Raw genomic sequence first — 25,764 nt, 5'->3', positions numbered from 1 at the left:
GCCTGCGGTGTGACTACGGCCAACCTACCGGCGACGGCGCCGGCGCGCCGTAGAGTGCGAGTGCACAGGGGCACGGCTGGCAGCCTGAAACCCAAAGGAGCGCCGTCGGGAGTTTCTCAGGGGCGGCCATCCAAGCCCGCGCTCGCGTCAGTCATCTTGGTCGTCAGAAGGCCGACCTCCCTTCCCTCGGATCAAGCTCCCATGGCCGTCGATCATTCAGCCTTGATCCCTCGGCGGGCGCGCCCACGGCCGGACAGGCATGGATCGCTGCCAGCTTCGCCTTCACCTTGCGGATCCGCAGCTTCTTCGTGGGGACCATCATGGCTCGCAGCTCGCCCGAGTAGCGGGTGGTGCCGGTGGCCACGCGCTGGCGGTTGCTGCGGATCATCTCGGCTGATCGGTTGTCGCCATGCCGGTGGTGGTCCGCACCAGATCGGCCGTGGTCATCTCCAGTTCCTCCAGATTCGTGCAGAACGCTGCAGCGTCCTCCGCAAAGCCGACTACATCCTCCTGCTGATTCATGGTGAATTCTCCGTCCGGAGCCCATATATCTGCCTCCTGACAACCGGGGGGATTGCTCCCCCGGCGTCCGGTTGGAAAGGCTGCCGGCGGTTCAGGTGCAAGCTGAACCGCCACCTTCCGAAGGCGGTGCCTTAGTCGCCTCTGGTGGTGACGCTGTGAGCAGCAATCAAAGGAATACCGCCACCCGGTTCCCCAGGAGCACGCAGTTCAGGAGCCGAGCCCAAACTACTGGATCTGTTGCAGGTGGCTCGGCGTCGGCCGGTATATCGGTCCTGGCATGAAGGCGGACTGTCGCGTTGTGGTGCTCGACACCCACTTCGTACCCTGCCGCGGGTGTACGGCCTTCGCCGTGCGGCTAAACGCGCTGGCGCGACGCTTCGGGCATGTAGCCGACCGCATGCCAGTGTTCAGGCGGTGGCTGAGAAGCCAGGATGATTTCGTCCCGGATGCCCGGGATCGTTCGGGGGCGGCGCCGATGTCGGATTCGGCGTGATGCTCTCCAGATGCCACTGGACAAGGCCCCACGCTGCGTCTCCGACCGCGGTAGGCGGTGCCTTGCCGGAGATGTCGGAAAGCAGTTTTCCCTTGCCGATCAAGTCATTAAGGCGCTCCAGGTCAACGAAGCTCTTCGCCGGGAGCGTTGCCGGGCCGTTGCCCTCCTTCGCTTGCTGCAGGCAAGCAGAGATCGTCGAACGCAATCCGCAGATAAGGGACCGGGAGAGGAAGGATGTGCCCTGCGGACGATCTGCCCTGGGGCGCTCGGCCATGATTATAGAAACTTGCTCAGCAACGCCCACGACGCTCTCAAGGTAGTCGGTATCATCTGCCTGCTGAGCCGAGAGGAATTCACCGTGAACGAGGCTCCACGCCAATTCGCGAACCCTCTTGGGGACCCGGCGGTGAGTTAGGTCCACAAGGTCATGCATGACGTTGATGATCGCCTCAAGGTGGCGGAGGTCGAAGTCATCCGGTGGAATGGTCGATTTGGTGCCCGGGCGCATCGCGATGATCTCCGCTTCGATGAGATCCCATGCGGGCCTGATCACTCGCCCGGGTACCTTGGGCGAGCGCACTTTGATGGCCGAAGACAAGACGGCCCGTTGGCTCTCGGCCAACAACCCCATCGTCTCGATGAGCTTCGTGATAGCGGCAAGGTCAATGCCGGCACGTTGCGTTCCCGTCAATCTCCACCTCCATTTCTGCGGCGGGGATGTTCGCACCCAAGGAAGGCAGTCACCAACGGCATTGGCATGCTCTGACGAGGCCGTGTTCGCAGATGGACAGCGCCATTAGGACCGACGGTCTGGCGGACGCACCAACACGCAGCGCCTGCAGCGCACGCAGGATGCCCGAGATCCCGGCGCCCTACTTCTCACTACCTTCGACACGGATGGCCTCGACCATCCGCTCGAGGTCCGCGCGCGCAAAACGATGCCATCCCTCCTGACGGCTGACGAGGCTGCAGCCACCTTTTCCGGACGCAGGCGGGCGCCGTCAGCGGGGTGCCGGCATGCGGGAGAGGCGGTTTAGGCATGACCGATTTGCCATGGTCGACCGCCCAGCGCGCCTCGGCCGCCGCAACGGTCCCCAGCGCGTCGCGCAGGACGGCCACGGCTATAGCGTTGTCCTTCTGGTTCATGACGCCAGCCGAGGTGATGGTCACGGCGCGCACCCCGGTGCCGGCGGCTTGAAGCGGCAGTGAAAAGGCATCCCCCTCACCGTCTTGTCTTCGGAATATCCTCGCGCCACCGTGCGTCAGTCCAGCGAGGTTGAACATCCAGACGGTCCGCCGTTTCGGCCGCGACAACCCAGCAGGGCACCGAGCCGAAGGACGCCGAATATGTCTGCCACCGTCAGCCGGAAGCACACCGCGTGCCGTCGGGTCATGTTTTGCACGATCGGCTCATCTCCTGCCATCGCAACGGAGACGGTCTGGTCGCTTTGCCACCAGCGCAAGCCTGCATGGATACCGGACGCGTTGCACGTGGTGACCACGGCGGATGGCCTGCGGCGGGTCGTGGACGGGCTTCACCCTTCCGCACCCGGCCTCGAGGGCCTGATGCCAGACGGCGCGCCCCTGCCGACGATTTCGGTGCACGTCCCGCGGCGCGGTCAGACCGCCATTGTCATTGAACTGGCCGGCTCGCGGCAGAGCGTCGAGCCGGCACTCGTGGCCGCCGAAGGTGACGCCACGGCGCTGAAGGATGTCGCGACCAGTGAGGACAATGCCGCCATGGGCGATCTCGTGCTCGCGGTGCTCAGTGGCTTCGCTGCCCAGGCCGATGTGGAACTGCACGTCTCGCTTGCCGGTGGACGAAAGACCATGTCCGCGCATGCCCAACTCGCCATGTCGCTCGTGGGGCGCCCGGGGGACGAGGTGTCCCACGTCCTGGTGAGCCCCGTAGCCTTCGAGATGTGCCCAAGCTTCTGGCACAAGGGGCAGCGCATTCCGGCCACCGCGCGCGATGGTCGTGAACTGGACATCGCGGAAGCCACGATCACCCTTGTGCTGTCGCCGACACCCTGGCTGCGGACGTTTCTGCCACGGGTCGACTTCGACCGTTCTCCGTCAACCACGCTGAGCGGATTGGTCGAGCAGGTGAACCGCGCCACCGCCTCCGCCGATGAGGACCCGACGGGCAATCAATTGGTCGTGTCGGACCGCAACGACACAAAAAGGTAATCGGTTCAAAGGCGTATCAAGACCTTCGCGATCTCCCGGGACGGACGACCTGCTTTCCCCTCCACCCGCAACCTTCACGGATGGAAGCGGATGCCGACGTTCCTGCTGGACGCTGTTCACATGGATGCGCAGCACGTCGCCGCTGGTGCCCGCGCCAGACGGGGAAGTGTCCCCATGCGCCATCGCTCTGCAGCGGCGAGAGATCGTTGGCGAGGCACAGGCGGCCCATCCGCGGCTGCCCCTATCACGGCGCCGCCGCCCTTCTTGCTGACGACCATCGAACGGTCCGGGCGCCCGGCTGGCAGGTTCAGCCCGGCAACAGAAGCCGGTCGAAAAGGCGTGGCAGCGCCTCGGCCAGGCGATCTGGGTCGCGCAGCAGGGCCTTCGCGGCCTCCTGCCGCGGCTCCGCGGCATGAGCAAGGCCGTTGCGCAACACGCGGAGCATCTCGAAGGCATCCGCACGCGCCGGGTCGCTGCGGCTTGCGGTTCGGCTGAAGGCCATCATCGCGGCCTTGTCGGGCATGCCCTTCGCCTCCAGCCAGGCTGCATCGTCCTGCGGCGGGACCGGCAGGGCGGCGACCACCGCCTCAAACCCCAGAATGGTGGCGCGGAGCAGGTCGCCACGCGCCAGGTACAGCCGGGCGAGGGCGGCCAGCATGCGCCCCTCATCCTCGGTTTCGGCCCAGGCGAGGTGGCCGCGCAGCCGTGGCGCGAAGAGCGCGGCGATGCCGTCCTCCGGCAGGGCACGCGCGGCGGCACGCGCATCCTTGGCCGCGACAAGGGGCAGCATCGCGCGTTCCCGCCGGCCGGCGCGGCGGAGTTGCGCGGCGGGAGCGGCGGGGCCTTCCGCCGCCATCAGCGGCGCCGCGAGCACCGCGAGGTCGCCGCTGGCCGCGAAGGCGGCATCGGCCTCCAACCAATCCAGCGCTTCCAGCAGGCCTTCCAGGCGCAGCACGGGGGCGGCGCGTTCGGGCGGGCTGCTGCCGGGAATGGGCGTGCCGAGGTCGAAGGCCGCGTACCAGATGCCGTGCAGCACGGCGCCGCGCAGGCGGCGGATGAGACCGGCGGCGAGCAGCCCGAGCATCGCCAGGTGGCGCAGCCCGTGCGTGACGTCGAGCCAGACGCCGTCACCCGGTGCGACACGATCGTGGATGGCCCGGATGACGGCGACCTGCTCGGCCAGGATGCGACCCGGCGGGATGACCACCGGATCGACGGCAATGCCGATGCGCCGCGCGAGCGGCGCGGCCAGCCGGTCCACCGCGGCCTGGTCGAGGTCCTGGGCGCGAGCGCGGGTGTAGGTCTCCTCCCAAAGCGGGGCGAGTTCGGGGTCTTCTTCCGCCGCGTGGGCGATCAGATTGTCCCAGAAGCTGCCGCTGGTGCCGAGAATGACAAGGCGATCCGGTCGGCGGCCGGGGTGGCTGACGCGCAGATGGTCGAGCAGGGCGAGCGCGAAGTAGCTTTCGCGGCGTGGCGCATCGGAAAAAAGGTAGGTTGCGGTGGGATAGGAAGGCCGCCCAGCGCCGGCGCCGACGCCGCCCAGACAGGTGAAGAGGATGGTGGCCATACCGGGATCGTGACGAAATCCTGAGCCGGCAACAAGGGGGCAGGCGTGGCCTGTGCCTGGTCGGCCCCCGCTGCGGGTGTCGTGGCGATGGCGCGATCCCGACCACCAGGAGGTCGCGGGGCTCCAAGGAAGCCAGCACGGCCCATCGGGAGATCGAACGGATAGGAAGAGAGGTCGTTCTTCAACTACCCAACGGCACGGCCCCCTCAACCCGCTTCCAATCGCGGAACGCCCCAGAGGTTTCCGGTGGGGGGTCAGGCATCATCTGGGTCTTAATCCGCTTCCAATGGCGGAACGCCGCAGAGGTCAGGTCACCAACTTCCCCCCGGGAAGTTTCGCGTCTTAATCCGCTTCCAATCGCGGAACGCCGCAGAGGTCAGTGGCAACTGCGTGCGCCAGCTCAACGGGGTCTTAATCCGCTTCCAATCGCGGAACGCCGCAGAGGTGGCGATGCAGGGCGCGACCGGCGAAGGGCGTCTTAATCCGCTTCCAATCGCGGAACGCCGCAGAGGTCAGCGAGAGACCTCAAACGCTTCTCGCGTGCCGTCTTAATCCGCTTCCAATCGCGGAACGCCGCAGAGATAGCAGTGCAGAAGCCGTTGAGCAAGCGGTTTGAAATAGCCCGCGATCCACGCGCCGCATTTCGCGAGGCGGCGCAATGTAACAATTTCTGTGCCAGAGCGGCCAGATCACTCGAAAGCCTGGCTATGCCGCCGGTCCTGCTCCGTTCCACAGGGTGAAACCCAGCTTTCTCCTGCATGTCCCGCGGCTCAGGCCTGTGCGTTCTCGGGCGGGGCGGGAAGGCTGGCGCAGTCGGTGGCCGTCGCGACCGGCCGCGGTTGGACCCCTGCCCCGCCAGCCTGTCGTGGCGCGGCTGGCTTCAGGACATCCCTATTCTTCTTCGCTTCCGCGAAGGCGTTTTTCCCGCCGACGGCCAGTACCATTCGTGGCCCCGCCGGCGCCATGCGCGGGTCCGCCAAGGCGCGCAGCGCCGTGATCTGCTCGCTGACATCCCAGCCGGCCCGGCCCGGCGCCGCCGCCCGATGGGCGATCGAGACCGCCTCCTCGAAGGCTGCGATCGCTCTGTCCAGCACCTGCTTCGCTGGTTGCTGGCCCATGCCGCCCGCTCGCCAGCGGACGGTCCGCATGGCTGGGTCGTTCGGCCGCAGGCGCAGCGCCTGGACATGCAGCGTGACCTGCCCGAAGCCGCGTGCCCGCCCCATGCCGAGCGCATGGCGCCAGCGCCCGCTATCCACGGTGAACAAATCGCGGTCGCCGAAGCGAAGCGCCCAGAGCAACGCACCGATCTCGGCCAGGCGCAGGTTGTGCAGCCTCAGGGTCGCGGTGAAGGTCGTCCCGGTCGGCACCGTCTCCAGGCTGGACCCGATGGCGCGCCGGGAGCGCGCCGTCGCCTGCTGCGCCTGGGCGTCGGCGGACGGCACGGCCGGGAGAGTCCGCGCATGATAGCGCTTCCAGCCGCGGATTTCCGGCATCGCCTGGCCCACCCGCATGGGCTTCATGTAGGTGGCGTAGCCGTTCTTGGGCAGCAGCCTTTCGTCTGCGGACTGCGGATCCGTCGGCTGTCGGATGTAGTTTGGATAGTAGCTCGGCTTCGGGGATCCCAGCACATAGGGGCCAGCCTCGGTGGGGCGGACGGCGGCACCGTTCGGCAGCGCCATCCCGACGGAAACGCGGCCGCGCAGGCAGCGCTCCGGCGTCGGGCGCAGGGCGCCGAACAGCAGTTCCGCCATGTCGTAGCCGCCGTCCGGGTTGCGGTGCTCCGGCGCGGTATTGGCCACGACCTGCCCGATGGTCTGGTCATAGGGCAGCTTGAACATCATCGCGAGGCCGAGTGCGAGAACCCGGTTCTCCCGGTCCGCCAGGAAAAAGACTGGGATGCCCGGCTCCCGCGCCGGATCGGCCGCATGCGCGGTCGGGCCACAAAGCCCCTCGCGCCAGCGCTGCTTCCACACCATCCAGGGGCTGTCGGCGTGTTCGGTCCGCATCGAGCCGTGGTCGTGAATGTCCTCGAAGGCGCGGACCACGCCCGGCGGCACCCGAAGGCGCGCCCCGACCTCGTCGAAGAAGACGAATTCGCGCTTCTTGGTCGGCTCAGGCAAACCGGTTTCCTTATTCTTTTTTTTGGGCATTCCACCGGTGACGACCACGAAGCCCTCATCGCACCCGGAAGGCATATTGCCGCGCGGCCCGATTGTCAGCACGTCGCGCCGCAGCGCCTTAGCATGGCCGACCGGCTGCCGGTCGATGGGGGCCATGAACGAGACGGACGTGAAACCCGCGACCGCGTCGAAGCGCTGGCGGAAGGACTGGGTGTCGGCGGCCTTCTGCCAGAAGTCGAGTCCAGCGGCCTCACCACCCGGGCGGCAGGCGGCGAAATACGGCGTCAGTTTCCCGTGCTCAACGCGGGCGAAACGGCAGGACTGGATCCACATCTCCCCGCCGGCGCCGAGTGTCAGCCAGCCGCCGCGCGCATTGGGCGAGTGGTCCCCACTGCGCGTGGTGCCATTCATGCGGTCCACGTAGAACTTCACGCCCGTGGTCAGGTCACGCACGCCGAGCTGCCGGTCCTCGATCAGCGACATGCGCCCGAAGCTCGCAATCTCCGTCACGGCGCGCAGCATGCCGCGCAGGCTCGATCCCGGGATGGCGAAGGTCTCGCCCTTCGGGGTTGGGACGCGGCAGAAGTGGACCTTGGTGTGGGACCCCTCGGCGGTCCGCGCCTCGTCGCCACCGCCGACCAGAAGCGGGCTGCGGGCCGTGATCACGACCTCGATCTCGCCGCAGAGGCCGTCCTGGAAGGGCTGGTCATGTGAGACGGCGTTGCCCCAGCTCGGCTGCCAGATGAAGTCCGATAGGGGGACGAAGTTGTAGTCGGCGACGATCGGCATGCGCGGCTGTCCTACCGGAAACCGAGGAAACGACTGGACCAGGGTTCGGCCAACCCGGCCGCCAGCGATGGTTGCGGCAGGGCCGCTGCGGACTTCTTCTTGTCCTTTTGTTTGCCCTTGGCTTGCGGGGTGGCGGATGGCACCTCGGCGGCCAAACCGGCAGTCAGCGCCAGCGGTTCCGCGTGAATGCGCCATGCGACCGCGTGGCGGATGGCCTTGGCCGGCTCCTCCGCCGCATGTTCGACGAAGCCGACCAAGACCGCCTCCGCCGCCTCGGCGGTGCGCGCCAATGCGGCGATACGGGCGGGTGGGCTGGCTGCCGCGGGCCCGACGCAGCGCCAGCTGACGTCATCCGGCCCGTCCTGGGCCAGGTGCAGGCTGAGCCCGCCAGCCAGCAGCGTCTCGGCCGCCATGATGCGGACACCGGGCCGCAGCAGCGCACCACCTTGCGTGCCGATCCGCAGCGCCAGCGGCCGGTCACGCTGGACCAGGGCCCAGCCGGATTCGACCTCGGCGCCGGAAAGCAGCAGCACCGCATCGGCCTGCGCGATCCGGCCAGCCAGAATCCGCCAGGTGTCCGAGGTGAGTGCGGGCAGGCCATACACCGCCGCGACTTCGCCATAGGCGCGCAGGGCCTGGCCGATCACTTCGCTCATCTCTGTGCTCCCGCGCGGCGCAGCACCCCATGCCCGCGGGACGATGCGGCGCCAAGCTGCAGCCTGCCCGTCTCGAGATCGGCGATTGCATCCTCCAGCGCTTCCATCGCCTGCGTGTCTGCACCGGGGAGGATGTGCAGGGTCAGGCGAAACGGGAAGCCGCCCACCACTTCTTCGTCAAACAGCACACCGTCACGAACGCCGCCGGTGAAGCGGTCGAGACCATTATGCGCGAAGACCTTCGCGAAGGCGCCACGGGGCGGCCAGTGCAGCAGGATGTCGTCAATCAGGACGCGACCGGCATGGGTCGAATCGCTGCCGGCTGCCTCGCGGGATCTGCGGCTGTCCTTGATGCTGCCGAACAGCGCTCTGACAGCCGGGCTGCGATCGGCGAAATCGAGCGCCGCCTCGCTGTCCGGCGCGGCCCAGTTGCCGGTGCGTCGCGCGTGGTGGAAGGCGGTGCGATGGCGGAGCGGCCCCTTGATCGCACTCGCCGGGATGAGCAGGCAGCGTTCACGGTGCGGCGGCGCGCCATCGGGCCAGACCCATTGTTCCTCCGTCGCCTGGAGCATCTTCGGCGTTCGGCGCGTGTCGGCAGCCAGGGAGACCGCGCCGTCACCGATCCGCAGGAAATCCGCGACCTCCAGATCGATCTGGCGCAGCAAGGCGGGCGACGCCATGGCCTCATTCCCGGGAAGGCGGCGAACCATGTCGGCGGATGGGCGAAGCAGGTGGGCTGCCGGTCGCCCGGCGGCGAAGGCCTGGCGGCCCGCGGCGGTGCCGAGGTCGTAGCGAGCCTCATGCCACTCCAGCAGTTCGAGCCGCCCGAGACCGGAGCGTGTGGCGCCGCCGACGCGGAAAAGCGGTGAATGCAGCAGGCCGATCAGTGCCTGCCACTCCCGGTCTTCCGCATGTCGGTCGGTGCCATCGCTCCACAGCGCGAGCTCGAAGGTGAAGCGCGTGCCGGCGATCACGATGCGGCGGTCGAAGTGACCCGTATCGGCCGCGCTGCCCCGGGCGGTGAGGCGGACGCGGTCGCGCTGCGCCGGCTGCCGGCGATCCTCGTCGAGATAGTAGGCGAGCACCGGATCGTGGGCCGGCACGTCCGTGATCAGGCGGCCGATGACCGGCTGGCCGCCCCCATCCACAATATGGCCCCAGCCCACCTCGACGCGTGAGGGAGATTCCTCCGCGGTGTCGCCACCGGCTGTCGGACGGGCGGCGGCACCGCCCGCATTGCCGAACAGTCGGGTTTCATCGGCCACGCGCACGCCGTGCGTCCGCCAAAGGGTGCGCAGCACGCCCGCGATCGTGGTGCCTGGCAGGGCTGGAAGGCCATTGGCGTCCCGCACCAGCGCGACGTCGAAGGTGTTGTCGTCCGTACCTGCGCCGATCGACACCGCCGAGACCGCCTCGACGGTCACCAGCGCGAGTCTGAGGATGCTGCGATCGGTGATCATGCCGTTCTCCGCCGCGTCTCGCGGTCGCGCTTCAGCATAGCGGCCACCTCGCGCGCCATGCGGGCGATGATCTTCCGACCCTCGACCGTTTCGCCGTGCTGGTTGACGACCCCTTCGAGCCAGGCGCGGAAGGTGCCGGTCGTGCCGTCATTCTTCACCACGACCCAGCGTTCCGACCAGGCGACATCGCCGAGCGCAGCGATCGCATGCTGGCCTTGGAAAAGCGCGGCGCGCAGCATCGCGCCGTCACCCTCCCTCTCCGCTCGGCGCTGCACTTCGCCCCACTGGTTCGGCGCCGGGCCGCCGCTTGCCTCGAGCAGGGATGTGACTCCTTCCTCGCGGCCGCGCAATCGCGCCGCGGAACGATACAGCGCCTCCACCTGCCGACGCAGGGCCTCGGCGTCGGCGGCAAGCCGCTCGCCGGTATCGGCGCGCCGGTCGAGCCAGGCGGCCAGCGCAGCATCCGGCGCGATATCCAGATCCGGGTTGGGTGCGAGCATCGTGGGGGAGTCCGCCGTGCCAAGTCGTGGATCTGTCGCCTCGAGCAGGCTGGGCGAGATCACGACGAGACCCAGGCCCTGCGCCTGGAACTGCCCAACCCGGCGAACGCCGCTGGCCGGCGCCTGTCCCGAGCCAGGCCTGAAAGCCAGCACGGAGCCAGCCACGACGACGACCCGCTGTGCCTCGCGTGCGCCCAGCGCCGCGTTCCAGGGCCAGTAGGCGCGGCTACGAAGAAAGCTCTTCTCCTCCACGAAGTGACCACCTGCGAAGCCGAACGCCGCGGGTTCCGGCCTGAGGGTCGGTTGCCCGTAGAGGTCGGTCAGTGCGAGATCCGACAGCGCCCAGACGAGGGTCACTGCCTGCGCTGTCGCACGCGCTTCGGGCAGGGCGTAGGTACTTGCCTCCAGCACCTTGACCTCGACGCGCCCGTATTCGGTCGCGCGCGACCGGCCGATCGCAATCGTCCCGTCGCGGCGGAAACTGGCAAGGATTTCGGCGAAAGGCTCGGATGCGGCTGCGTCGGCTTCCAGCAAGGCGACGAAAATCTGGCGAGGCTCGAGTGCCTCATACCCGAAAAGCCGCCCTTCATCCGCACGACCCGTGGTCGCGGAAATGGCGGTGCGCAGCCGCTGGCGGCGGCGTGGCGGCTGTACCAGCGTCTGGCGGCCAAGCCCGAGGCCGCGCAGCTGCACAAGCTGGTCATTCTCCACACGCGCACGGCGCGCCAGGTTCAACAGGTGTCGCGGTCCATCCGGCGTGCCCTCGGGCTTCTTGTAGCCGTGCAGCGAGAGCGGCGCTGCGAAGACCGGTCCGCTCTCCAGCAGCGGCACCGCGTCGCCGAACCGTACGGCCCCGCCCTGAAAGGCCCGCCATGCCCAGCCGGCGCGCGCGCGGTCCCGTTCCCATGCGGCGTAGAGTCGTGACGCGGCGACGCCCAGCAGCGTGGCCCCCGGGATATAGCCAAGCCCGCGATGGCCGCCCGCTGTCGCCGCGTCGGCCGAGACGACGACCTCGTCGAGCAGGGTCAACTGGAGCCAGGCTCGCTGCGGGTTCATGCCGCGGCTTCCGTCTGCGAGATGGTCAGCAGCGCACGGCCGAGGCCACGATGCCGCTTGGCCCCGACGGCACGCACCAGCGGAAGTGCTCCGGCGATGTCGGCAACCCACGCATCGTCCGGCTCGTGGCAGGTCCAGCGCAACTCGGCTTCAAGGGTCAGCGGTACGGCAACGCGCATCACGCGCAGCGTCTGGTCCGCGGCCATCCCCGTGCCCGGCTCGATCGCGGTGGAGGCAAGGGTTTGGAACAATGCATCACGCCGCGCATCACGCAGTCGCTCATCCGGCGCGCCGAGGATCGCTGCACGGGCGGCGGCGCCGAGCACGGCATTCGCCAGGGCGATGCGCGAGGCCGCAGTGCCGTGGCCGCGCTCCGGCCGGTCGCCAAGCAGCCACGCCGACCGTCCCGCGGGCAGGCCGCCCTGCGTCTCCAGCCATTCCATGGCGTCGCGCACCAGCCCCTTCAGATGCCGGGCGGGCAGCATCGGCAGACGGTCGTGGTCCAGCGCCGTCTCGGCGTCGTGCACCGCCGCGCGGCCGCGCCCGGTCGCGCTGATCCAGTAGCCGGCGATCTGCACCTTGAGCACCGCAGCCGTCATTGTCCTTCCCTCACGCCCCAGCCTCGGCCGCCAGCCAGGAGAGCGCGTCGAGCAAGGGCAGGCTGGACTTCGGGTCGTCCAGAAGCTTGGCAGGCTCTGGCCTTGCTGGCTGGCCGGGTCGCTCCGATTTGCCCGTGAATCCAAGCTCGCCCAACGCCGCGTCGAACTCCGCCAGCACGGCCGGCGCCCGCTGCAGTAGCACGGCGCGCCAGCGTGCGTAGCGTTCCTTCGCCAATGTCGGACCGAGGTGGAGCAGCCCGGCGATCTCCCGCGCCGGGCCACGTGCGCCGGCGCCGTCGCCCAGCGCGTCCTTCAGCCGCCGCAGCCCTGAAAGCGGCGGCATGTCGCGGTTCTGTCCGTGCCGCCCAACGCCGTAGGGGTTCTGCGTGAGCCGGCCGCCGTCCAGTTCATCGCGCCTGACAACCTCGTAGCTGTCCAGCAGGCTCGCGGTCGCCCGATGCATGGCGAGGCAGGACGGTACCGGCATCTGGTCCGAAAGGCCGCGCTTCGCCTGGTGCTTGGCGAAGCCGCAGAGTGATTCGGCCAGCGCCAGTGCCTGCGCCACCGGCTGCGACGCGCCGACAATGGCCAGGCCGGCGCAGGCGGTCAGCGCTGGTATGGGCTTGCCCTGCAGCAACGGCCGCAACTCGAGCTGCTCGATCTCGCGCTTCGCCTCGTCCTCGAAGCGCGTTAGGAATTCCTCGGCGAAGGGGATGGCGAGGTCGCCGCGTACGAGGATGGTGATGTCGTCGCCGCCAAGCAGCACGGGGCGGGCCGGAACATGCGTCAGCGCGTGGCCGCCTGCGTCACGCCGCAATTCCTGCGTGGCGGGATCCAGCAGGACAGGCAACAAGACCTTGTCGGCCGCCTGCGCCGCGGCGGCCCAGGTTGCGGTATCAACCGCCTTTGAGAACCGTGCGAAGATCGCGACCCACGCCTTCTCCTTCGCGGTCAGAGCGTCGCCGGAGGCCTCGCCGGGCCAAGCCGCGTCCTTCAGCGTCATCAGCACTTGGCCGAGGCGGTTGCCATCGGCGTGCAGCACGCCGATGCTGCGGGTCTCACCGCGCCAGGGAAACTCGGTTTCCATGTCGCGCGGCCAACGCAGGCCGGCGGGCCGGCCGGGCCAGAAATCATCGTTGATGCGCTCCGCCACCAGGGCGGCATCGGCGAAGCGGCGCTTCCGCAACGTCGCGAGGTCGGCCACGCGCTCCGCCGCGTCACGTTCCTGCGGGGCCAGTTCCGCCACGGCCGGCTCCCCGGTGCGCGGCGCCAGGCGCGCCAGTGGCCCGGCCAGGGCCAGCGGCGCGGGCATCAAGGCGCGGCGCGCATCGCCGCGCTGCAGCGCCTGGCGCATGGCGATGGCGACGTTCGGCCCGACACCGATCATGTCCACGAAAGGCAGGCCCGGCGCGGCATGCTGGACGAGCAGGGTCCAGACGGCGCGGAACGCCTCGACCCGCGCAGGCGCCTCCGGCCCTGCGAGGACGAAGGCGAAGCAGCCGGCGGCACGGCGGGTGAAGGCCGGTTCCAGCGCCACAACGCCGCTGGCCCGCATCGCATGATCCAGCAGGCCCGAGCCGGGCGCGCCGCCGGCATCCTCCGGGGCGCAGAGGCTCTCGATCAGCAGGCTGGCGCCGACGAGGTCACGCAGCCGCCCGCCGGCGGCAAGGAAGGGCTGGATGCCCTTGGCCTCGAAGACATAGGCAACCCGCACCTGTCCGTCCCCCGGCACACCCATTGCGCAAACAAATCATTGCCCAGGCCCGGCGAACCGGCAACATGATTTGTAACCCGGTTGATTGCGCCGGCTTTTCCTGGACGGGGGTCCCATGCGCTGGTTCGATCGCAAGCTCGCATTGCTGCTGGGCCGCTATTTCGGCCTGACGGCCGCCCTTCGCATCCGCGATGCCGCGCTGCCGCTGGTGGCGATGGTCCTGCTGCTGCAGGTGGTCACCACGGCGCTCGATGCCGGAACGGACCTGCTGAAAATGGTGCTGAAGGACGCCTGGCTGGTCGTGGCCCCCCTGGCCCTGCTGGCCCTAATAGGGCTGATCGCCTGGCGGGTGCCAAAGGCGTCCCAGCAACTGGCGCCACGCGTGGAGCGGGAGGAAAAGCCGCGGCCGGTTGCCTGCCTGGTGCTGCTTCTGTCACCGCTGGGTAATCCGGCCAGCCCGGATCCGAAGCGACGGGCCACCTTCGAGGAGGCGGCGGCACAGGCCGATTCCTTCCGTGGCGACATTGCAGACCCGAAGCTGCTCGACAACGAGACCATCGACCGGCATGTCTGGGCGATGGCGATCGCAGCGATGCGGCCGCATCTGGCGCGGTTGCGCCGCGTGGTCGTGGTGTGCAGCGCGGATGCCGAGGGCCAGCGCGGTACGATCCACGACTATGAGCGCTTCCAGGCGATGCTGGCGCGGATCTGGCCGGCGGCGCAGCAGCAGGGCGCGGTGGTTGCCGCGCATCGGGTTCCCGGGCTTCGCCTGCCGGCGACCCTGCCCGGGCCCGATGGGCAACCGCGCGGCTTCGACCCGCGTGGCGGCGTGGATGCCGAGGATATGCATGAGTTGGTGGCGCTGCTGCACGCCCTGCTGGAGCGGCTGCGCGATGAGTTTGGCGGCGATGAGGAGGTTCTGGTGGATGTGACCGGCCAACGTAAGGTTGCGACGGCGGCGGCCGTGGCGCTGGCCGTCCTGGTTCCGGGCCGGCGCTTCCAGTACGTGAACGAACGCAAACACGCCTTCGTCTACGACGTGACGGTGGATCTGGCCCAACTGCGAGGGTGAACGCGCGGCTGCGACGCAAGCGCCGGGTGCCTGCGCCGGGCTGGCGGAGCAGGCGGGCCTCAAGCCGATTTTGAGCGCGGCGGCTGCGCGGACGCCGAATGACGCCGCCGCCGCGTCCGCGTCGCGACTCAATCCGTCTCCAACCGCGGCAGGTGCCCAGACGGTAGCACGGGCTCTTCGTGGTCACCGGCAGGTCCGTCTCAATCCGCTTCCAATCGCGGCAGGCGCCAAGACGCTCTCTCGTGCAGGACGCGTTCCTGCCCGAGATCTGGGAGTCTCAATCCGCTTCCAATCGCGGCACGCGCGCAGACCTTCCTCGCCCTTGCCGCCTGCGCCACGAACGAGTCTCAATCCGCTTCCAATCGCGGCACGCGCGCAGACGTTTCATGCGGCGTTCAAAGAGCGCTTCCCGTCTCAATCCGCTTCCAATCGCGGCACGCGCGCAGACGAACTCCGACGGCTCCCTGCGCGCCTCGGTGACCGATCTCAATCCGCTTCCAATCGCGGCACGCGCGCAGACGCTGAATTCCGACGGCTCCCTGATGCTGGTGAATCTCAATCCGCTTCCAATCGCGGCACGCGCGCAGACGTCATCGCCTTCGGCGTGCTGATCTGGCTGTTCTTCAAATCTCAATCCGCTTCCAATCGCGGCACGCGCGCAGACGCTGCTTTTGGCGGCGTTGGGGGTTGGCTTGCTATCTCAATCCGCTTCCAATCGCGGCACGCGCGCAGACGGCAACCCTTACGGGCTAAGAGGCCTCTGCACCAAATCTCAATCCGCTTCCAATCGCGGCACGCGCGCAGACGTGAGTGGGTATCTCGGCATGACAACCCTCGAATCTCAATCCGCTTCCAATCGCGGCACGCGCGCAGACTGGCAGGCCTAGAAGTAATTGTGCAACCATTTTGTTTCGATGCTTGATCCAGAGGCCACAATCGGTACAGCATCAAATCCTGACAACTTTCGTGCCAAAGGCCCGTGAGCATCGCACAACCTGTTGAATCTGCATCGGAATCCGCCGATCCACAGGGCGAAACACAGCTTTCGCCTGGGTCCGGGGCGCCCACCCTCGCTGCCGCAACCTCCCCTGGCGCGCTGCTGGCAGGCTGGTCGCGCGTGCTGGCCAACCGCGGCGCGCCCGGTGGCGATCACGTCACCATCGAGGATTTCGGTGCCACCGCGCCGGAAGGCCTTGCCGCGCTCGCCGCCGCCCTGCGCGATGGCAGCTATCGCCCCGGTCGGCTCCGCCCGGTGGAGGTGCCGAAGGAAAGGGGCGGCACGCGCCTGCTCCGCATCCCGCCCGTGGTGGACCGGGTCGCGCAGGGCGCGGTACTCACCCTGCTCGGCCCCTGGCTCGACCCGCTGATGCACCGCGACAGCTATGCCTATCGCCCCGGCCGGTCCGTCGCGCAGGCCGTGCGCCGCATCGCAGCGCTGCGAAACGAAGGCTTCGTCTGGGTGGCTGAAACCGACATCGATGCGTTCTTCGACACCATCCCGCATGACCGCCTGCTCGCCCGCCTCGTGCCCCTGGTGCCGGACCCGCCGCTGCTCGACCTTCTCGCCCTCTGGCTCGAAGCCTGGGGGCCCGGCGGGCGCGGCGTGCCGCAGGGCGCACCGCTCTCGCCGCTGCTCGCCAATTGGTATCTCGACCCGACGGACCGCGCCATCTCCGCCCGCGGCATCCGCCCCATCCGCTACGCCGACGACCTGCTGCTGCTCGCCCGCGCCGAGGACCGCGCCCGCGCCGCGCTCATACGCCTCCGTGCCAGCCTGGCGGAAGACGGCCTGAAGCTGAACGAGGAGCGCACGCGCGTGGTACCGTTCGAGCGCGGCTTCCGCTTCCTTGGCCACCTGTTCGTGCGGGGCGTCGTGCTGGCGGAAACGGCGGCGCCGGAGGAAGCGGTGGACCAGCTCGGCCCTTTGCTCGCCGCGATGGAAAAGGCGCAGGTAGGCGATGCCGACCTGGGCCTCGCCGATCCCGCGCACAACCCGGCACCGGGAATGCGCGTGCTGTACGTGATGGAGCCCGGGCGGGAACTTGGCCTGCGCCACCGCGCGGTGACGGTGGAAGAAGCGGGGCGCGAACTGCTCGCGATCCATGTGGAGCGGCTGGACCGCATCGAGATCGGCCCGCATGCCGGGCTTTCGGGCGCGGCACTGCGGGCCATCCCGGCCGCCGGCGTGCCGATCGCGCTGGTCGATGGGCGCGGCCAGACGTTGGCGCGCGTGGCCCGGCCGATGCCGGAACGCGCGGCGCTGCATCTGGCACAGGCGCGGGCGGCGCTGGATCCCATCGTGGCCGCGGCGATGGCGCGCGCCATCGTCTCGGCCCGCATCCACAACCAGCGCGCGCTGCTGCGGCGCCTAAACCGCAAGCGCCAGGACACGGAGGTGGCGAAGGCCTGCGTCACGCTGAACACCTGGCTGCGGAAGCTCGATCATGCCGAGGCGGATGTCGACGTCCTGCGCGGCCATGAGGGTGCGGCAGCCGCCGTCTTCTGGCCCGCCTGGGGCCGCTGCCTGGAGCATGGCTGGCAGTTTCGCCTCCGACGCCGCAGGCCGGCGCCCGATCCGGTGAACCTGGTGCTGTCCTATCTTGCGGCGCTGTTGGGACGCGACCTCGACCTGGCGGTGGAGCGGGCTGGGCTGCACCCCGGCTTCGGCGTGCTGCATGTCAGCCGCGACGGCGCGCCGGCCTGTGCGCTCGACGTGATCGAGCCATTGCGAGGGCCGCTTGCGGAGGCCTGCGCGACCTATGTGTTCAACAACCGCGTCGTCGGCCACACACATTTCCAGCCAGGCGAGGTCGAGGGTGTGGAACTGGCCAGCGAGGGCGCCAAGGCCCTGATCCGCGCCTGGGAAGGCTGGGTGGACCGCAGGGTGGCCAGCCCATTCAGCGGCCAGAACGTCTCCTGGCGCCGGCTGATGGCGGAACAGGCCAGTGCCTTCGCCGCCGCCGTACGCCGCGCTGCGGCCGGCGAACCGCCGGCGCTGGTCTGCTACCGCATGGATTACTGAGCGCAGGATGGCCAGCGGTCAGATGCTCACCGTGTTCTGCTACGATATCGCGCGCGACAAGGTGCGGCGGCGGGTGGCCGCGCTGCTGGAGGAGGTCGCGGTGCGTGTGCAGGAAAGCGTTTTCGAGGCCCGCATGACCGCGCGGCGCGCGGAGGACGTGGCGCAGCGCATCGGCCTGCTGATGGACCCGGGCGATCAACTGCGGGTCTATGCCGTGCCGTCGGCGGCGATTCGCCACTGCCGGGTGGAAGGCGCGGGCGCGCCCATCGAAGAACAGGATTTCTACCTGCTGTGACGGACGATCCGATCGGCGAGCGCCTGCGCAGCCCGGCACAGCGCGTCGCACTGACCGAGTTATCCGCACTCTGGTATCGGCACCGCGTGTGCGTACTCGCGCCGCATCCACGTGGCTTCGCGCGCGATGCGGGCCTGCCGGGGCGGCTGCGTGGTGCGATCGGGCAGCGTCTTCTGGCGAGCGCTTCGCTGGAGGCACAGGGGGGGCGGCCCTGCCCTTGGCGGCCGGCCTCAGCGCTTGATCCGTTCTTCGTCGCCCGCCGTCTTGGACCAGGGCTCGAGATGCCGAAACCGCTGGTGCCGTTCGTGGAGGAAGAGCGGGGCATCCTGCTGTTCGGCTGCGACGTATTCGGCTTCGCCACCGCGTGGAGCGATGCGGTGGCGGATGCGATTGTGACGGGGCTGCGCTGCGGGGTGCTGGACGCGCAGGGCCGATCCTGGACCTTCGATCCGCTGCGGCGGGATATCGAGGAACTTCGCGGCTTTCGCCTACCATCGCCAGGTACCGTGGCTGTGGTGATGCAGTTCTCGACACCCCTCTGCCTGCGGCGTGGTCGCGAGGGAATGGCGCCGGAGGCCGGCGCCGCCATGGCCAGCATCGCGAACCGGATATCCGGCCTGGCGCGCTGGCACGATGCGGAGGTGGAGGCTGATTGGGGCGCGCTGGCGGCACGCTGGCGCCGCCTGCGTGAGGACCGGAGCGCGCTCCGCGATGCGCGCTGGATACGGGCCTCCGCCCGACAGGATGGCCGGCACGTGCCAATGCGCGGCGATTTGGGGACGCTGCAACTCGACGGGCTGGATCCCGAATTGGCGCTGTTGGTCGCGGCAGGGGCGACGACGGCGATGGGCAGCCACACCGCGCTTGGGCTAGGTCGTTACCTTCCGGCCTTCGTCGTGCCCCAGATCGACCCTGCCTAGGTATTTGGTCCCAGGCCTTGCTGGTGCGTTCTTGTCGCCCAATGGAAGCATGCGCTACGAGCCAGGTTCGTTCTGGAATCGCGACCACGACAAAGACGGTATGTCGAACGTTACAGCATAATCAAGCGAGCCTGAGAGCCGATTCGGGATCATGTTTTGTTTTCAGCTTAGTCCCTTGGCGGGCGCGCCCGCGGCCAGGCAGGCATGGTTGCTGCCCGCGTCGCCTCCGCCTTGCGCATCCGCTGCTTCTTCGTGCGGGTTATCCTGCCCATCATGGCCCGCAGCTCGCCCGGGTAGCGGGTGGTGTCAGCGGAGACGCGCTGCAGGTTGCGGCGGATCACCTCGGCTGATCGGTTGTCGCCGTAGCTGATCATGGTCCGCACCAGCTCGGCCATCGTCATCTCCAGCTTCTCTTGCTTCGCGCGGAACGCCGCCGCGTCTTTCGATAGGCCAGGCACATCCTCCTGCTGTTTCATGCTGGAATTCTCCGCTGGAGCCCATACAAATGCCGCCTGACAACCGGGGGATTGCTCCCCCCGGCGCCCGGTCCGGACGGCTACCGGCGGGTCAGCTGCAGTCTGAACCGCCACCTTCCGAAGAGGTGCCGTAGTCGCCCTTGGTGGTGACGCTGCGAGCAGTCATCACAGGCGTACCGCCACCCTGCTCGCAATCAGAAGCCCAGGATGCCTGCGCCGCACCGGCAAACCAGGCAGGCTCAGGTAATACCAGCCCTCAAACGGCGCGCTGGCACCTCACGCCTGTCGCGTCAGCTTCCTCTATTCCTTTTGTTAATGCGCCCTGTACGCTGCGCACGGCCTCCTCCGGTGTTTTTCCATCGGAGACATAGCCAGCCAGGTCGGGCACGCTCGCAGGATTGCCGCCGCCGTCATCAGCGCTCGGCGGCCCTACGAGCAGCGGATTGTGTGGGTTGCTCATCTTCGCCTCAGACGCGGTACAGAAGGCCACCAGTCCCGGCCGCTTCGCGTCCAGTGGGTTTCGTGCGCAGTCGACAGACCCCCAAGCACTTAATCTCTGCGGCATCAGAAGCCATCTGCTCGGCTTCGCTAGTCTCCGCAGCCGAGCAACACTTTGTTCAGGCAAGGCCCCCCTTTGCTCGATCACCGTCGGATGATCATCGCCCAGACGATGAAGCTGGCGAGGTGGACGGTTCCGAGAAGGCGGCCCGACCTGAACCGCCGCGACCGCTATCGTCTGTTTGCGTGGCCGCCCATGGGCAAGCCGCTTGAAAAGTCTATTTCCGCATCACGAGCCGCTGCATGGCAGCCTCTCGTCGCCGTTTGCTCTGCCGACCAAGCAGAAGCTTGCGTTGCATCCGAGGGGCTGAAGAACCTCGTGCGTGCGCTGGCGCGGCTGGCTGCTTACGAGGCATTTGCTGCGGCCACTGTGGAGCCGACTGACAAGGCCGGGCCGCAGCCCGCCGATGCCGCATGAGGCTCCATGGAGACCGACTCCTTAGCTACGGGGAGGCCGCCGAACTGGTCGGCCGTGACCCGCGCACGATCCGGCGCTGGGTGACGCAGGGGAAGCTTCGAGCCGGCGGCCTCGGGCAGTCTCGCTGGATCCGCGAGAGCGATCTCATGCGCGCGCTCGGCTTCGATGCGGAGTCGATTGGTTCAGGTCCGGGGCACGCTGAAGAAGATGACGCCTGATAAGGTGCTTGCGGCCGATCGTGCAGGCTCTGCGCCGCTAATGCCCGTGAAGAATCCCGCTACGAGATCACGAATGGCCGCAACTGGCCGCAACTGTCCAGCCCAGGAGTTCGCCGTGCACGCCGCCCCCATCCAGCCCGCATCGCCGCAGCTGAGCAGCCGTGCTGCCCCGACCTTCGCGGAGGCGCTGAGCGCCATTCCGAGCTGGACCGGCGTCGATGACACCCGTCGCCGCGACCTTGCATCGGCGCTGCGTTCGGCGGCCCGGATGCTGGCGCTGCCGTTGGCGGCCATCCCTTGCGATCCGGCTTGGTTGAATGAGCGTCTGTTCCAGCGGACGCCGGCGACCTTTGGCATCAGCGTAGGGCGATTCCGGAATGTGACGTCCGGCCTGCGCGTGGTGCTGCGCCGGGTTGGGACGCACAGCCTGGATCGTCGCAGCCGGCGCGACCTGCCGGCCGACTGGCAGGCCCTGCTCGCCGCGGTGCCACGCCCCGGGCCGCGTGGTGCGCTGGCCGCCCTCGCGCGCTACTGCGCTGCCGCCGGCGTCACGCCCGAGGCCACGGACGACGCCTTGCTGGCAAACTTCGTTGCGGACGAGCGCGCCAGCCGGCTGAGCGCGGCGACCGATGGCCGGGCCCGCAAAATAGCCGCCGCCTGGAACGCCTGCGTCCGCGCCCGCTTGCCAGGCTGGCCGCGCCACATCCTCGCCGCGGCGCGCCTGCGCGAGCCCTATGCGCTGCGGCTCGACGCCTATCCCGCGAGCTTCCGGCAGGAGGTCGCGGCCTTCGAGGCACGCCTGGCCTGCGGCGAGGGCCGCTTCCTGATTGCTGTCTCAGGTCATCGGCGGCTGCGCCCGGTCACCATCAAGGCGCGCGCCTTCTCGATCCGGCAGGCAGCCGGGCTGCTGGTGCGCTCTGGGCTACCGGCCGAAGAAATCCGCGGCCTGCGCGACCTCCTCCAGCCGATCGAGCGCGTGGCACTGGTGCTAGAAGCGCTTGCCGAGGCGCAGGCAGCGCGCAGCGGCGAGGCGCAGCCCGTGGGTGGCCAGCTTGCCCAGGTCGCCGAGACGCTTCGCCAGCTTGCCGCCTACCACGTCCAACTCGAACCGGCGGCGGTCAAGCAGATCACGGTATGGGCGCGCGAGGCGCAGGGCCGCCGCCGAAAGGGCATGACCCGCAAGAACCGGGACCGGCTGCGCGCCCTGGTGCCACTCCACCGCCGCGCCCTGCTGTTGCATCTGCCGCGCGAGTTGATGCGGCGCGCCCGGGAGCTTGGTGCCGACACTGCCGAGGCCGGCCGCATGGCTCGCACGGCGGTGGTGATCGAGATCCTGCTGGTCTGCCCGCTGCGACGCCGCTCGATGCTGGCCCTGCGCCTCGACGAGCATTTGCAGCGGCTCGATCCGCGCGGCCGTCGCATCACTCATCTCGTGCTGCAGCCCGAGGACATGAAGAACGAGACGCCGATGGAGTGGCCGCTACCGTCGGAGACGGCGGCGCTGGTCGAGGATTACATCCGCGCCTTCCGCCTGGCATTGGCCACGCCCGACAACCCCTGGCTGTTCCCGAGCGGACCCGGCGTGCTGAGCGAGAACCGCTTCTCGGAAATGGTCGAGACGGTGATCGCCCAGGAGGTGGGTGTCGACGTCAACGTCCATCTGGTGCGGCACTTCGCGGCTTGGCTCCACCTTAAGGCGCATCCGGGGGCGTATGAGGACGTCAGGCGCGTCCTTGGGCATCGGAGCCTTGAAACCACCATCGAGAACTACGTGGCCTTCGAGGCGGCAATGTCGGCCGAGCGCTTCGACGCGGTGGTGCTGGGTGAGCGCAAGGCGACGCGCGCCGTCGCCGCGGCGAAGTGGGGCCAGCGCCGCCCACGTCCGCACAACCGGAGCAGCCTGTGATGGCGAACCGGCTGTGCCTGCCGCTTTCGGACTGGCCGGAGGGCGATCGTCAGTCCTGGCTGGCGGCTCTCGCGCCTGGCGGTACCCGGCGGTTCAGCACGGGGCCGCAGGTTCCCGACATGCCTGCGGGGACGCGGCGCAAGGTTCAGGGCGGATACAGCCGTTGGCTGGGCTTCCTCGACGCAAGCGGCCAGCTGCATATGGCCGCGTGTCCGTGTGAGCGCGTCACCGAGGAGGCGGTCGCGGCCTGGCTCGACGACATGCTTGGGCGGGGGAACGCTGACCACACGATCGTCGGCCGGCTTGACGAACTTCGTCGCGCGATGGCCGTGCTGGCGCCGGGCGAAGATTTCGGCTGGCTGACCCGGCCGGGCGGGGTGCCGATTCGCGCCCGGCTGCCGATGCGCCGTCGGGCGCTCACGGTGCACCATCCCCTGGCGATGTTCGACTGGGGCCTGTCGCTGGTGGACCAGGCCAAGGGACTGAACGGCGCTGATCGGCGCCGCGTCATGCTGCGCGACGGCGTAATGATCATGCTGCTGGCCGCCCGTGCGCCGCGGCTGCGGAGCCTGACGGCCCTGCGGCTCGGGGTGAACGTCCACCGCGACCCAGAGGGCTGGCAGATCGACCTCGGCGAAGGCGATATCAAGACCCGCCGCCCCCTCGGCTACGGGCTTCCGGCGGTGCTTGAGGCGGCGCTGGATCGATATGTGGAGGTTGAGCGCGCCGAGATGCTCGCCGGGCGCTGCGAGGACGCGCTGTGGATCAGCTGGGATGGTCAGCCGCTGCGAGCAATCGGCGTCGCCAAGCGCATCAGGTGGTGGTCGGAAAAGCGCTTCGGGCCTTATGAGAGCTTTGGGCCGCACCGCTTTCGCTACGGCATCGGCACCATAGCGCCGTTGGCCGACCCTGAGGCGCCGATCATAGGCGCGGCGGTGCTCGGCATCACGCGGGCGACCCATGACGAGGCCTATGACCGCGGTTCGCGGGCATCGGCGGCAAGCCGCTTCCACGCCGGGCTTGCCGCGGAACGCGCGCAAACGGCCGCACTGGCACGGAACACCTTCGAGCGGCGCGCCCGCGGGCTGGGGCAACCCCGGGTCGTTGATGCCGCCGAGGCCGCTGATTGATGGCCGTGCTGATGGGATAGGTATGATCGCAAACAGCATTACGTCGCGCGTTCAGGCCTTCAAGAGGGAGACATTGCGGTGAGTCAGCGCGCGGTGACCTACAGCAGGTATTCGAGCGACCAGCAGAACCCGCGCTCGGCCGGAGACCAGACGCGGCTCTGCCGGCAGCATGCCGAGGCGCTGGGCTGGCGCGTGGTCGACCATTACGAGGATCTGGCGGTGAGTGGCGCCAGCCGCTTCAGGCCAGGCTTCCAGCGACTGCTGCAGGACGCCAAGGCGCGCAAATTCGAGGTGGTGGTCTGCGAGGCGCTGGACCGGCTTGGCCGCAAACTGGCCGACATCGCTGATCTGTTCGACCAGCTGAGCTTCCTCGGCATCGCTATCCACACAGTGCAGCAAGGGCCGGTGACGCAGCTGCATATCGGCCTGCTGGGGACGATGTCCCAGCTCTTCCTTGCCGACCTCAAGGCTAAGACCCATCGCGGCCTGCGCGCGGTGGCTGAGGATGGCCGCAGTGCCGGCGGTATCTGCTACGGCTACCGCATTGCGCCGAAGCTGGATGGGAACGGCAACCGCGGTCACAGGGAGATCGAGCCGAGCCAGGCCGCCGTGGTGCGACGAATCTTCAAGGATTACGCCGTAGGGGTTTCGCCCAAGCGGATCGCACTGGCGTTGAACGCCGAGGGCATCCCGGGCCCACGCGGCGGAGCCTGGTCGCCAAGCGCGATCAATGGCGACCGCGGCAAGGCCACGGGGATCCTGAACAACGAACTCTACCTTGGCCGGCAGGTTTGGGGCCGTCGGACGTGGATCAAGGACCCAAGCACCGGTCGCCGGGTCGCCAGGCCGGCCGCCGATGACGCGAAGGTTATCACCGAAGTCCCGGCACTCCGCATCGTCGACGACAACCTCTGGGAAGCCGCCAAGGCTCGGCAGGAGGCGCTTGACCGCAAATGCACGGCCAAGGGCGCGGAGGCGCCGCGGGGTGCATTCTGGGCCAAACAACGTCCGCGCTACCTCTTTTCCGGGCTGATGACCTGCGGCGCGTGTGGTGGCGGCTTCTCCAAGATATCAGCCGAGCATTTCGGTTGCTCGACAGCCCGTAACAAAGGCCCGACGGCTTGTACCAACCTGCTGACCATTCGCCGCGACGTTCTGGAGGCCACCGTGCTGGACGCGCTACGCGAGCGAATGATGGACCCCGATCTGTTCCGTGACTTTATTGCCGAGTTCACCGCCACCTGGAACCGCCTGCAGGCGGATGCCTCGGCGGGGCAGGACGCGACACGCACGGATCTAAAGCGGGTGGTTGGCCAGATCGAGCAGGCGGTGGACGCCATCGTGGCTGGCATGGCCTCCCCCGCGCTCAAGGGCAGGCTGGAGGAGCTGGAGGCGCGCAAGGTGCGGATGGAGGCTGAGTTGGCGGAGGCCAAGGCCCCTGCCCCGCGCCTACACCCGAACCTGGCCGATCTCTACCGAAAGCGGGTCGGCGACCTCGCGCGGATTTTGGCTGCCGAGGACAGCGCCGAGGCGCGGGAGGTCGTACGGGGTTTGGTGGAGACGATCCGTCTGCTGCCGGAGGCGGGCCGGCTGCGGATCGAGGTCCGAGGAGAGCTGGGTGCCATTCTGCGGTTGGCGGAGGCGGCCCGAAATGACAAACGCCCCAGCATCTCTGCTGGGGCGTTCATTGAGCAAATAAAGGGGGATGCGGGGACAGGATTTGAACCTGTGACCTTCAGGTTATGAGCCTGACGAGCTACCGGGCTGCTCCACCCCGCGGTGGTTTGGATGAGATGATGTTCCGGTGTGGTGGCCCGGCGGCGACCTACTCTCCCGCGCCTTGAGGCGCAGTACCATGGGCGCTGGGGTGTTTCACGTCCGAGTTCGGGATGGGATCGGGTGTATCATCCCCGCGATGGCCACCGGGCCACCAGACCGGAACATCATCTGATGTGGTTTGGGTGATTTGGTGCGTGTGTGTGTGTGTTGGGTGAGTTGTGCGGTTTGGTGCTGCGCGCGGCGCTTGGCCATTTAAGGCCAGAGCCGGTGCGGTGGAGGAGGTATGAGCTCTATCGGGCGATTA

21 protein-coding genes, 1 tRNA gene, 1 rRNA gene and 2 CRISPR repeat arrays are annotated in these 25,764 nt (G+C 68.6%); of the genes, 10 read left to right on the top strand and 13 right to left on the bottom strand.

Features of this window, described 5'->3' with window-relative positions; all coding sequences use genetic code 11:
• Positions 1-163 precede the first annotated feature (163 nt).
• The 3 genes from ACTIF1_RS19925 to ACTIF1_RS19915 all read right to left on the bottom strand — a co-directional run bounded on the left by ACTIF1_RS19925 (position 164) and on the right by ACTIF1_RS19915 (position 1,706).
• Entirely contained in the window at positions 164-388 is a 225-nt protein-coding gene (locus ACTIF1_RS19925) for a hypothetical protein (protein ID WP_439598207.1), read from the bottom strand.
• Positions 385-522 (bottom strand): hypothetical protein, encoded by a 138-nt coding sequence (locus ACTIF1_RS19920; RefSeq protein WP_439598206.1) that lies wholly within the window; start codon positions 520-522, stop codon positions 385-387. The genes ACTIF1_RS19925 and ACTIF1_RS19920 overlap by 4 nt, the downstream gene beginning before the upstream one ends.
• A 407-nt stretch (positions 523-929) precedes the next feature.
• Complete coding sequence (locus ACTIF1_RS19915; protein ID WP_439598205.1) at positions 930-1,706, bottom strand: hypothetical protein; 777 nt, start codon at positions 1,704-1,706, stop codon at positions 930-932.
• Between the two features lie 656 nt (positions 1,707-2,362).
• Between ACTIF1_RS19915 and csm6 the strand changes: the two genes are divergently transcribed.
• The gene (gene csm6, locus ACTIF1_RS19910) at positions 2,363-3,205 is read left to right on the top strand and encodes a CRISPR-associated ring nuclease Csm6 (RefSeq protein WP_439598204.1); all 843 of its coding nucleotides are present in this window, start codon (positions 2,363-2,365) and stop codon (positions 3,203-3,205) included.
• 307 nt (positions 3,206-3,512) lie between these two features.
• Here csm6 and csx2 read toward each other — a convergent pair whose 3' ends face one another.
• The 7 genes from csx2 to ACTIF1_RS19875 form a co-directional block, all read right to left on the bottom strand.
• Entirely contained in the window at positions 3,513-4,772 is a 1,260-nt protein-coding gene (gene csx2, locus ACTIF1_RS19905; protein WP_439598203.1) for a TIGR02221 family CRISPR-associated protein, read from the bottom strand.
• A gap of 203 nt (positions 4,773-4,975) precedes the next feature.
• Positions 4,976-5,355: direct repeats of the CRISPR family, unit length 38 nt; unit sequence GTCTTAATCCGCTTCCAATCGCGGAACGCCGCAGAGGT.
• Between the two features lie 187 nt (positions 5,356-5,542).
• A complete protein-coding gene (locus ACTIF1_RS19900; protein ID WP_439598202.1) occupies positions 5,543-7,681 on the bottom strand; it encodes a TIGR03986 family type III CRISPR-associated RAMP protein in 2,139 nt (712 codons plus the stop codon).
• A gap of 11 nt (positions 7,682-7,692) precedes the next feature.
• Positions 7,693-8,337, bottom strand: coding sequence for a hypothetical protein (locus ACTIF1_RS19895; protein WP_439598201.1), 645 nt, complete (start codon positions 8,335-8,337; stop codon positions 7,693-7,695).
• Positions 8,334-9,797, bottom strand: coding sequence for an RAMP superfamily CRISPR-associated protein (locus tag ACTIF1_RS19890; RefSeq protein ID WP_439598200.1), 1,464 nt, complete (start codon positions 9,795-9,797; stop codon positions 8,334-8,336). The genes ACTIF1_RS19895 and ACTIF1_RS19890 overlap by 4 nt, the downstream gene beginning before the upstream one ends.
• Entirely contained in the window at positions 9,794-11,353 is a 1,560-nt protein-coding gene (locus ACTIF1_RS19885) for a hypothetical protein (RefSeq protein WP_439598199.1), read from the bottom strand. Before ACTIF1_RS19885 ends, ACTIF1_RS19890 begins: the two co-directional genes overlap by 4 nt.
• Positions 11,350-11,952, bottom strand: a complete 603-nt coding sequence (locus ACTIF1_RS19880) for a hypothetical protein (protein ID WP_439598198.1) — start codon at positions 11,950-11,952, stop codon at positions 11,350-11,352. Before ACTIF1_RS19880 ends, ACTIF1_RS19885 begins: the two co-directional genes overlap by 4 nt.
• A gap of 10 nt (positions 11,953-11,962) precedes the next feature.
• Positions 11,963-13,690, bottom strand: a complete 1,728-nt coding sequence (locus ACTIF1_RS19875) for a Cas10/Cmr2 second palm domain-containing protein (RefSeq protein ID WP_439598197.1) — start codon at positions 13,688-13,690, stop codon at positions 11,963-11,965.
• A gap of 91 nt (positions 13,691-13,781) precedes the next feature.
• On the opposite strand from ACTIF1_RS19875, the gene ACTIF1_RS19870 reads away from it, so the two are divergent.
• From ACTIF1_RS19870 to cas6, 4 genes are all read left to right on the top strand, one after another.
• Entirely contained in the window at positions 13,782-14,738 is a 957-nt protein-coding gene (locus ACTIF1_RS19870; protein WP_439598196.1) for a hypothetical protein, read from the top strand.
• Positions 14,739-14,935: 197 nt separating this feature from the next.
• Positions 14,936-15,614: direct repeats of the CRISPR family, unit length 38 nt; unit sequence ATCTCAATCCGCTTCCAATCGCGGCACGCGCGCAGACG.
• A gap of 241 nt (positions 15,615-15,855) precedes the next feature.
• Positions 15,856-17,760: a CRISPR-associated endonuclease Cas1 gene (gene cas1 / locus ACTIF1_RS19865; protein WP_439598195.1), complete on the top strand. Its 1,905-nt coding sequence runs from the start codon at positions 15,856-15,858 to the stop codon at positions 17,758-17,760.
• A 7-nt stretch (positions 17,761-17,767) separates the two neighbouring features.
• Complete coding sequence (gene cas2, locus ACTIF1_RS19860) at positions 17,768-18,055, top strand: CRISPR-associated endonuclease Cas2 (protein WP_439598194.1); 288 nt, start codon at positions 17,768-17,770, stop codon at positions 18,053-18,055.
• Entirely contained in the window at positions 18,052-18,975 is a 924-nt protein-coding gene (gene cas6, locus ACTIF1_RS19855) for a CRISPR system precrRNA processing endoribonuclease RAMP protein Cas6 (protein WP_439598193.1), read from the top strand. Before cas2 ends, cas6 begins: the two co-directional genes overlap by 4 nt.
• Positions 18,976-19,142: 167 nt before the next feature.
• Here cas6 and ACTIF1_RS19850 read toward each other — a convergent pair whose 3' ends face one another.
• Positions 19,143-19,451 (bottom strand): hypothetical protein, encoded by a 309-nt coding sequence (locus ACTIF1_RS19850; RefSeq protein ID WP_439598192.1) that lies wholly within the window; start codon positions 19,449-19,451, stop codon positions 19,143-19,145.
• Between the two features lie 652 nt (positions 19,452-20,103).
• Here ACTIF1_RS19850 and ACTIF1_RS19845 point away from each other — a divergent pair.
• The 5 genes from ACTIF1_RS19845 (at position 20,104) to ACTIF1_RS19825 (ending at position 25,427) form a co-directional block, all read left to right on the top strand.
• Complete coding sequence (locus ACTIF1_RS19845; RefSeq protein WP_439598191.1) at positions 20,104-20,427, top strand: hypothetical protein; 324 nt, start codon at positions 20,104-20,106, stop codon at positions 20,425-20,427.
• Positions 20,424-20,645 (top strand): helix-turn-helix domain-containing protein, encoded by a 222-nt coding sequence (locus ACTIF1_RS19840; protein WP_439598190.1) that lies wholly within the window; start codon positions 20,424-20,426, stop codon positions 20,643-20,645. Before ACTIF1_RS19845 ends, ACTIF1_RS19840 begins: the two co-directional genes overlap by 4 nt.
• A gap of 115 nt (positions 20,646-20,760) precedes the next feature.
• The gene (locus ACTIF1_RS19835; RefSeq protein WP_439598189.1) at positions 20,761-22,551 is read left to right on the top strand and encodes a hypothetical protein; all 1,791 of its coding nucleotides are present in this window, start codon (positions 20,761-20,763) and stop codon (positions 22,549-22,551) included.
• Complete coding sequence (locus ACTIF1_RS19830) at positions 22,551-23,681, top strand: hypothetical protein (RefSeq protein ID WP_439598188.1); 1,131 nt, start codon at positions 22,551-22,553, stop codon at positions 23,679-23,681. Before ACTIF1_RS19835 ends, ACTIF1_RS19830 begins: the two co-directional genes overlap by 1 nt.
• 78 nt (positions 23,682-23,759) lie before the next feature.
• Positions 23,760-25,427, top strand: a complete 1,668-nt coding sequence (locus ACTIF1_RS19825) for a recombinase family protein (RefSeq protein WP_439598247.1) — start codon at positions 23,760-23,762, stop codon at positions 25,425-25,427.
• On the opposite strand, the gene ACTIF1_RS19820 is transcribed toward ACTIF1_RS19825, so the two are convergent.
• Together ACTIF1_RS19820 and rrf are read right to left on the bottom strand one after the other, a co-directional pair.
• Positions 25,387-25,460 (bottom strand) — tRNA-Met (locus tag ACTIF1_RS19820). The genes ACTIF1_RS19825 and ACTIF1_RS19820 overlap by 41 nt on opposite strands.
• A 33-nt stretch (positions 25,461-25,493) precedes the next feature.
• Positions 25,494-25,608, bottom strand: a 5S ribosomal RNA gene (rrf, locus tag ACTIF1_RS19815).
• Between the last annotated feature and the right edge of the window lie 156 nt (positions 25,609-25,764).

Origin of the sequence: Falsiroseomonas sp. (assembly GCF_051860665.1) — a bacterium.
GTDB lineage: Bacteria > Pseudomonadota > Alphaproteobacteria > Acetobacterales > Acetobacteraceae > Falsiroseomonas.
This window is presented reverse-complemented; position numbering and strand designations above follow the sequence as displayed.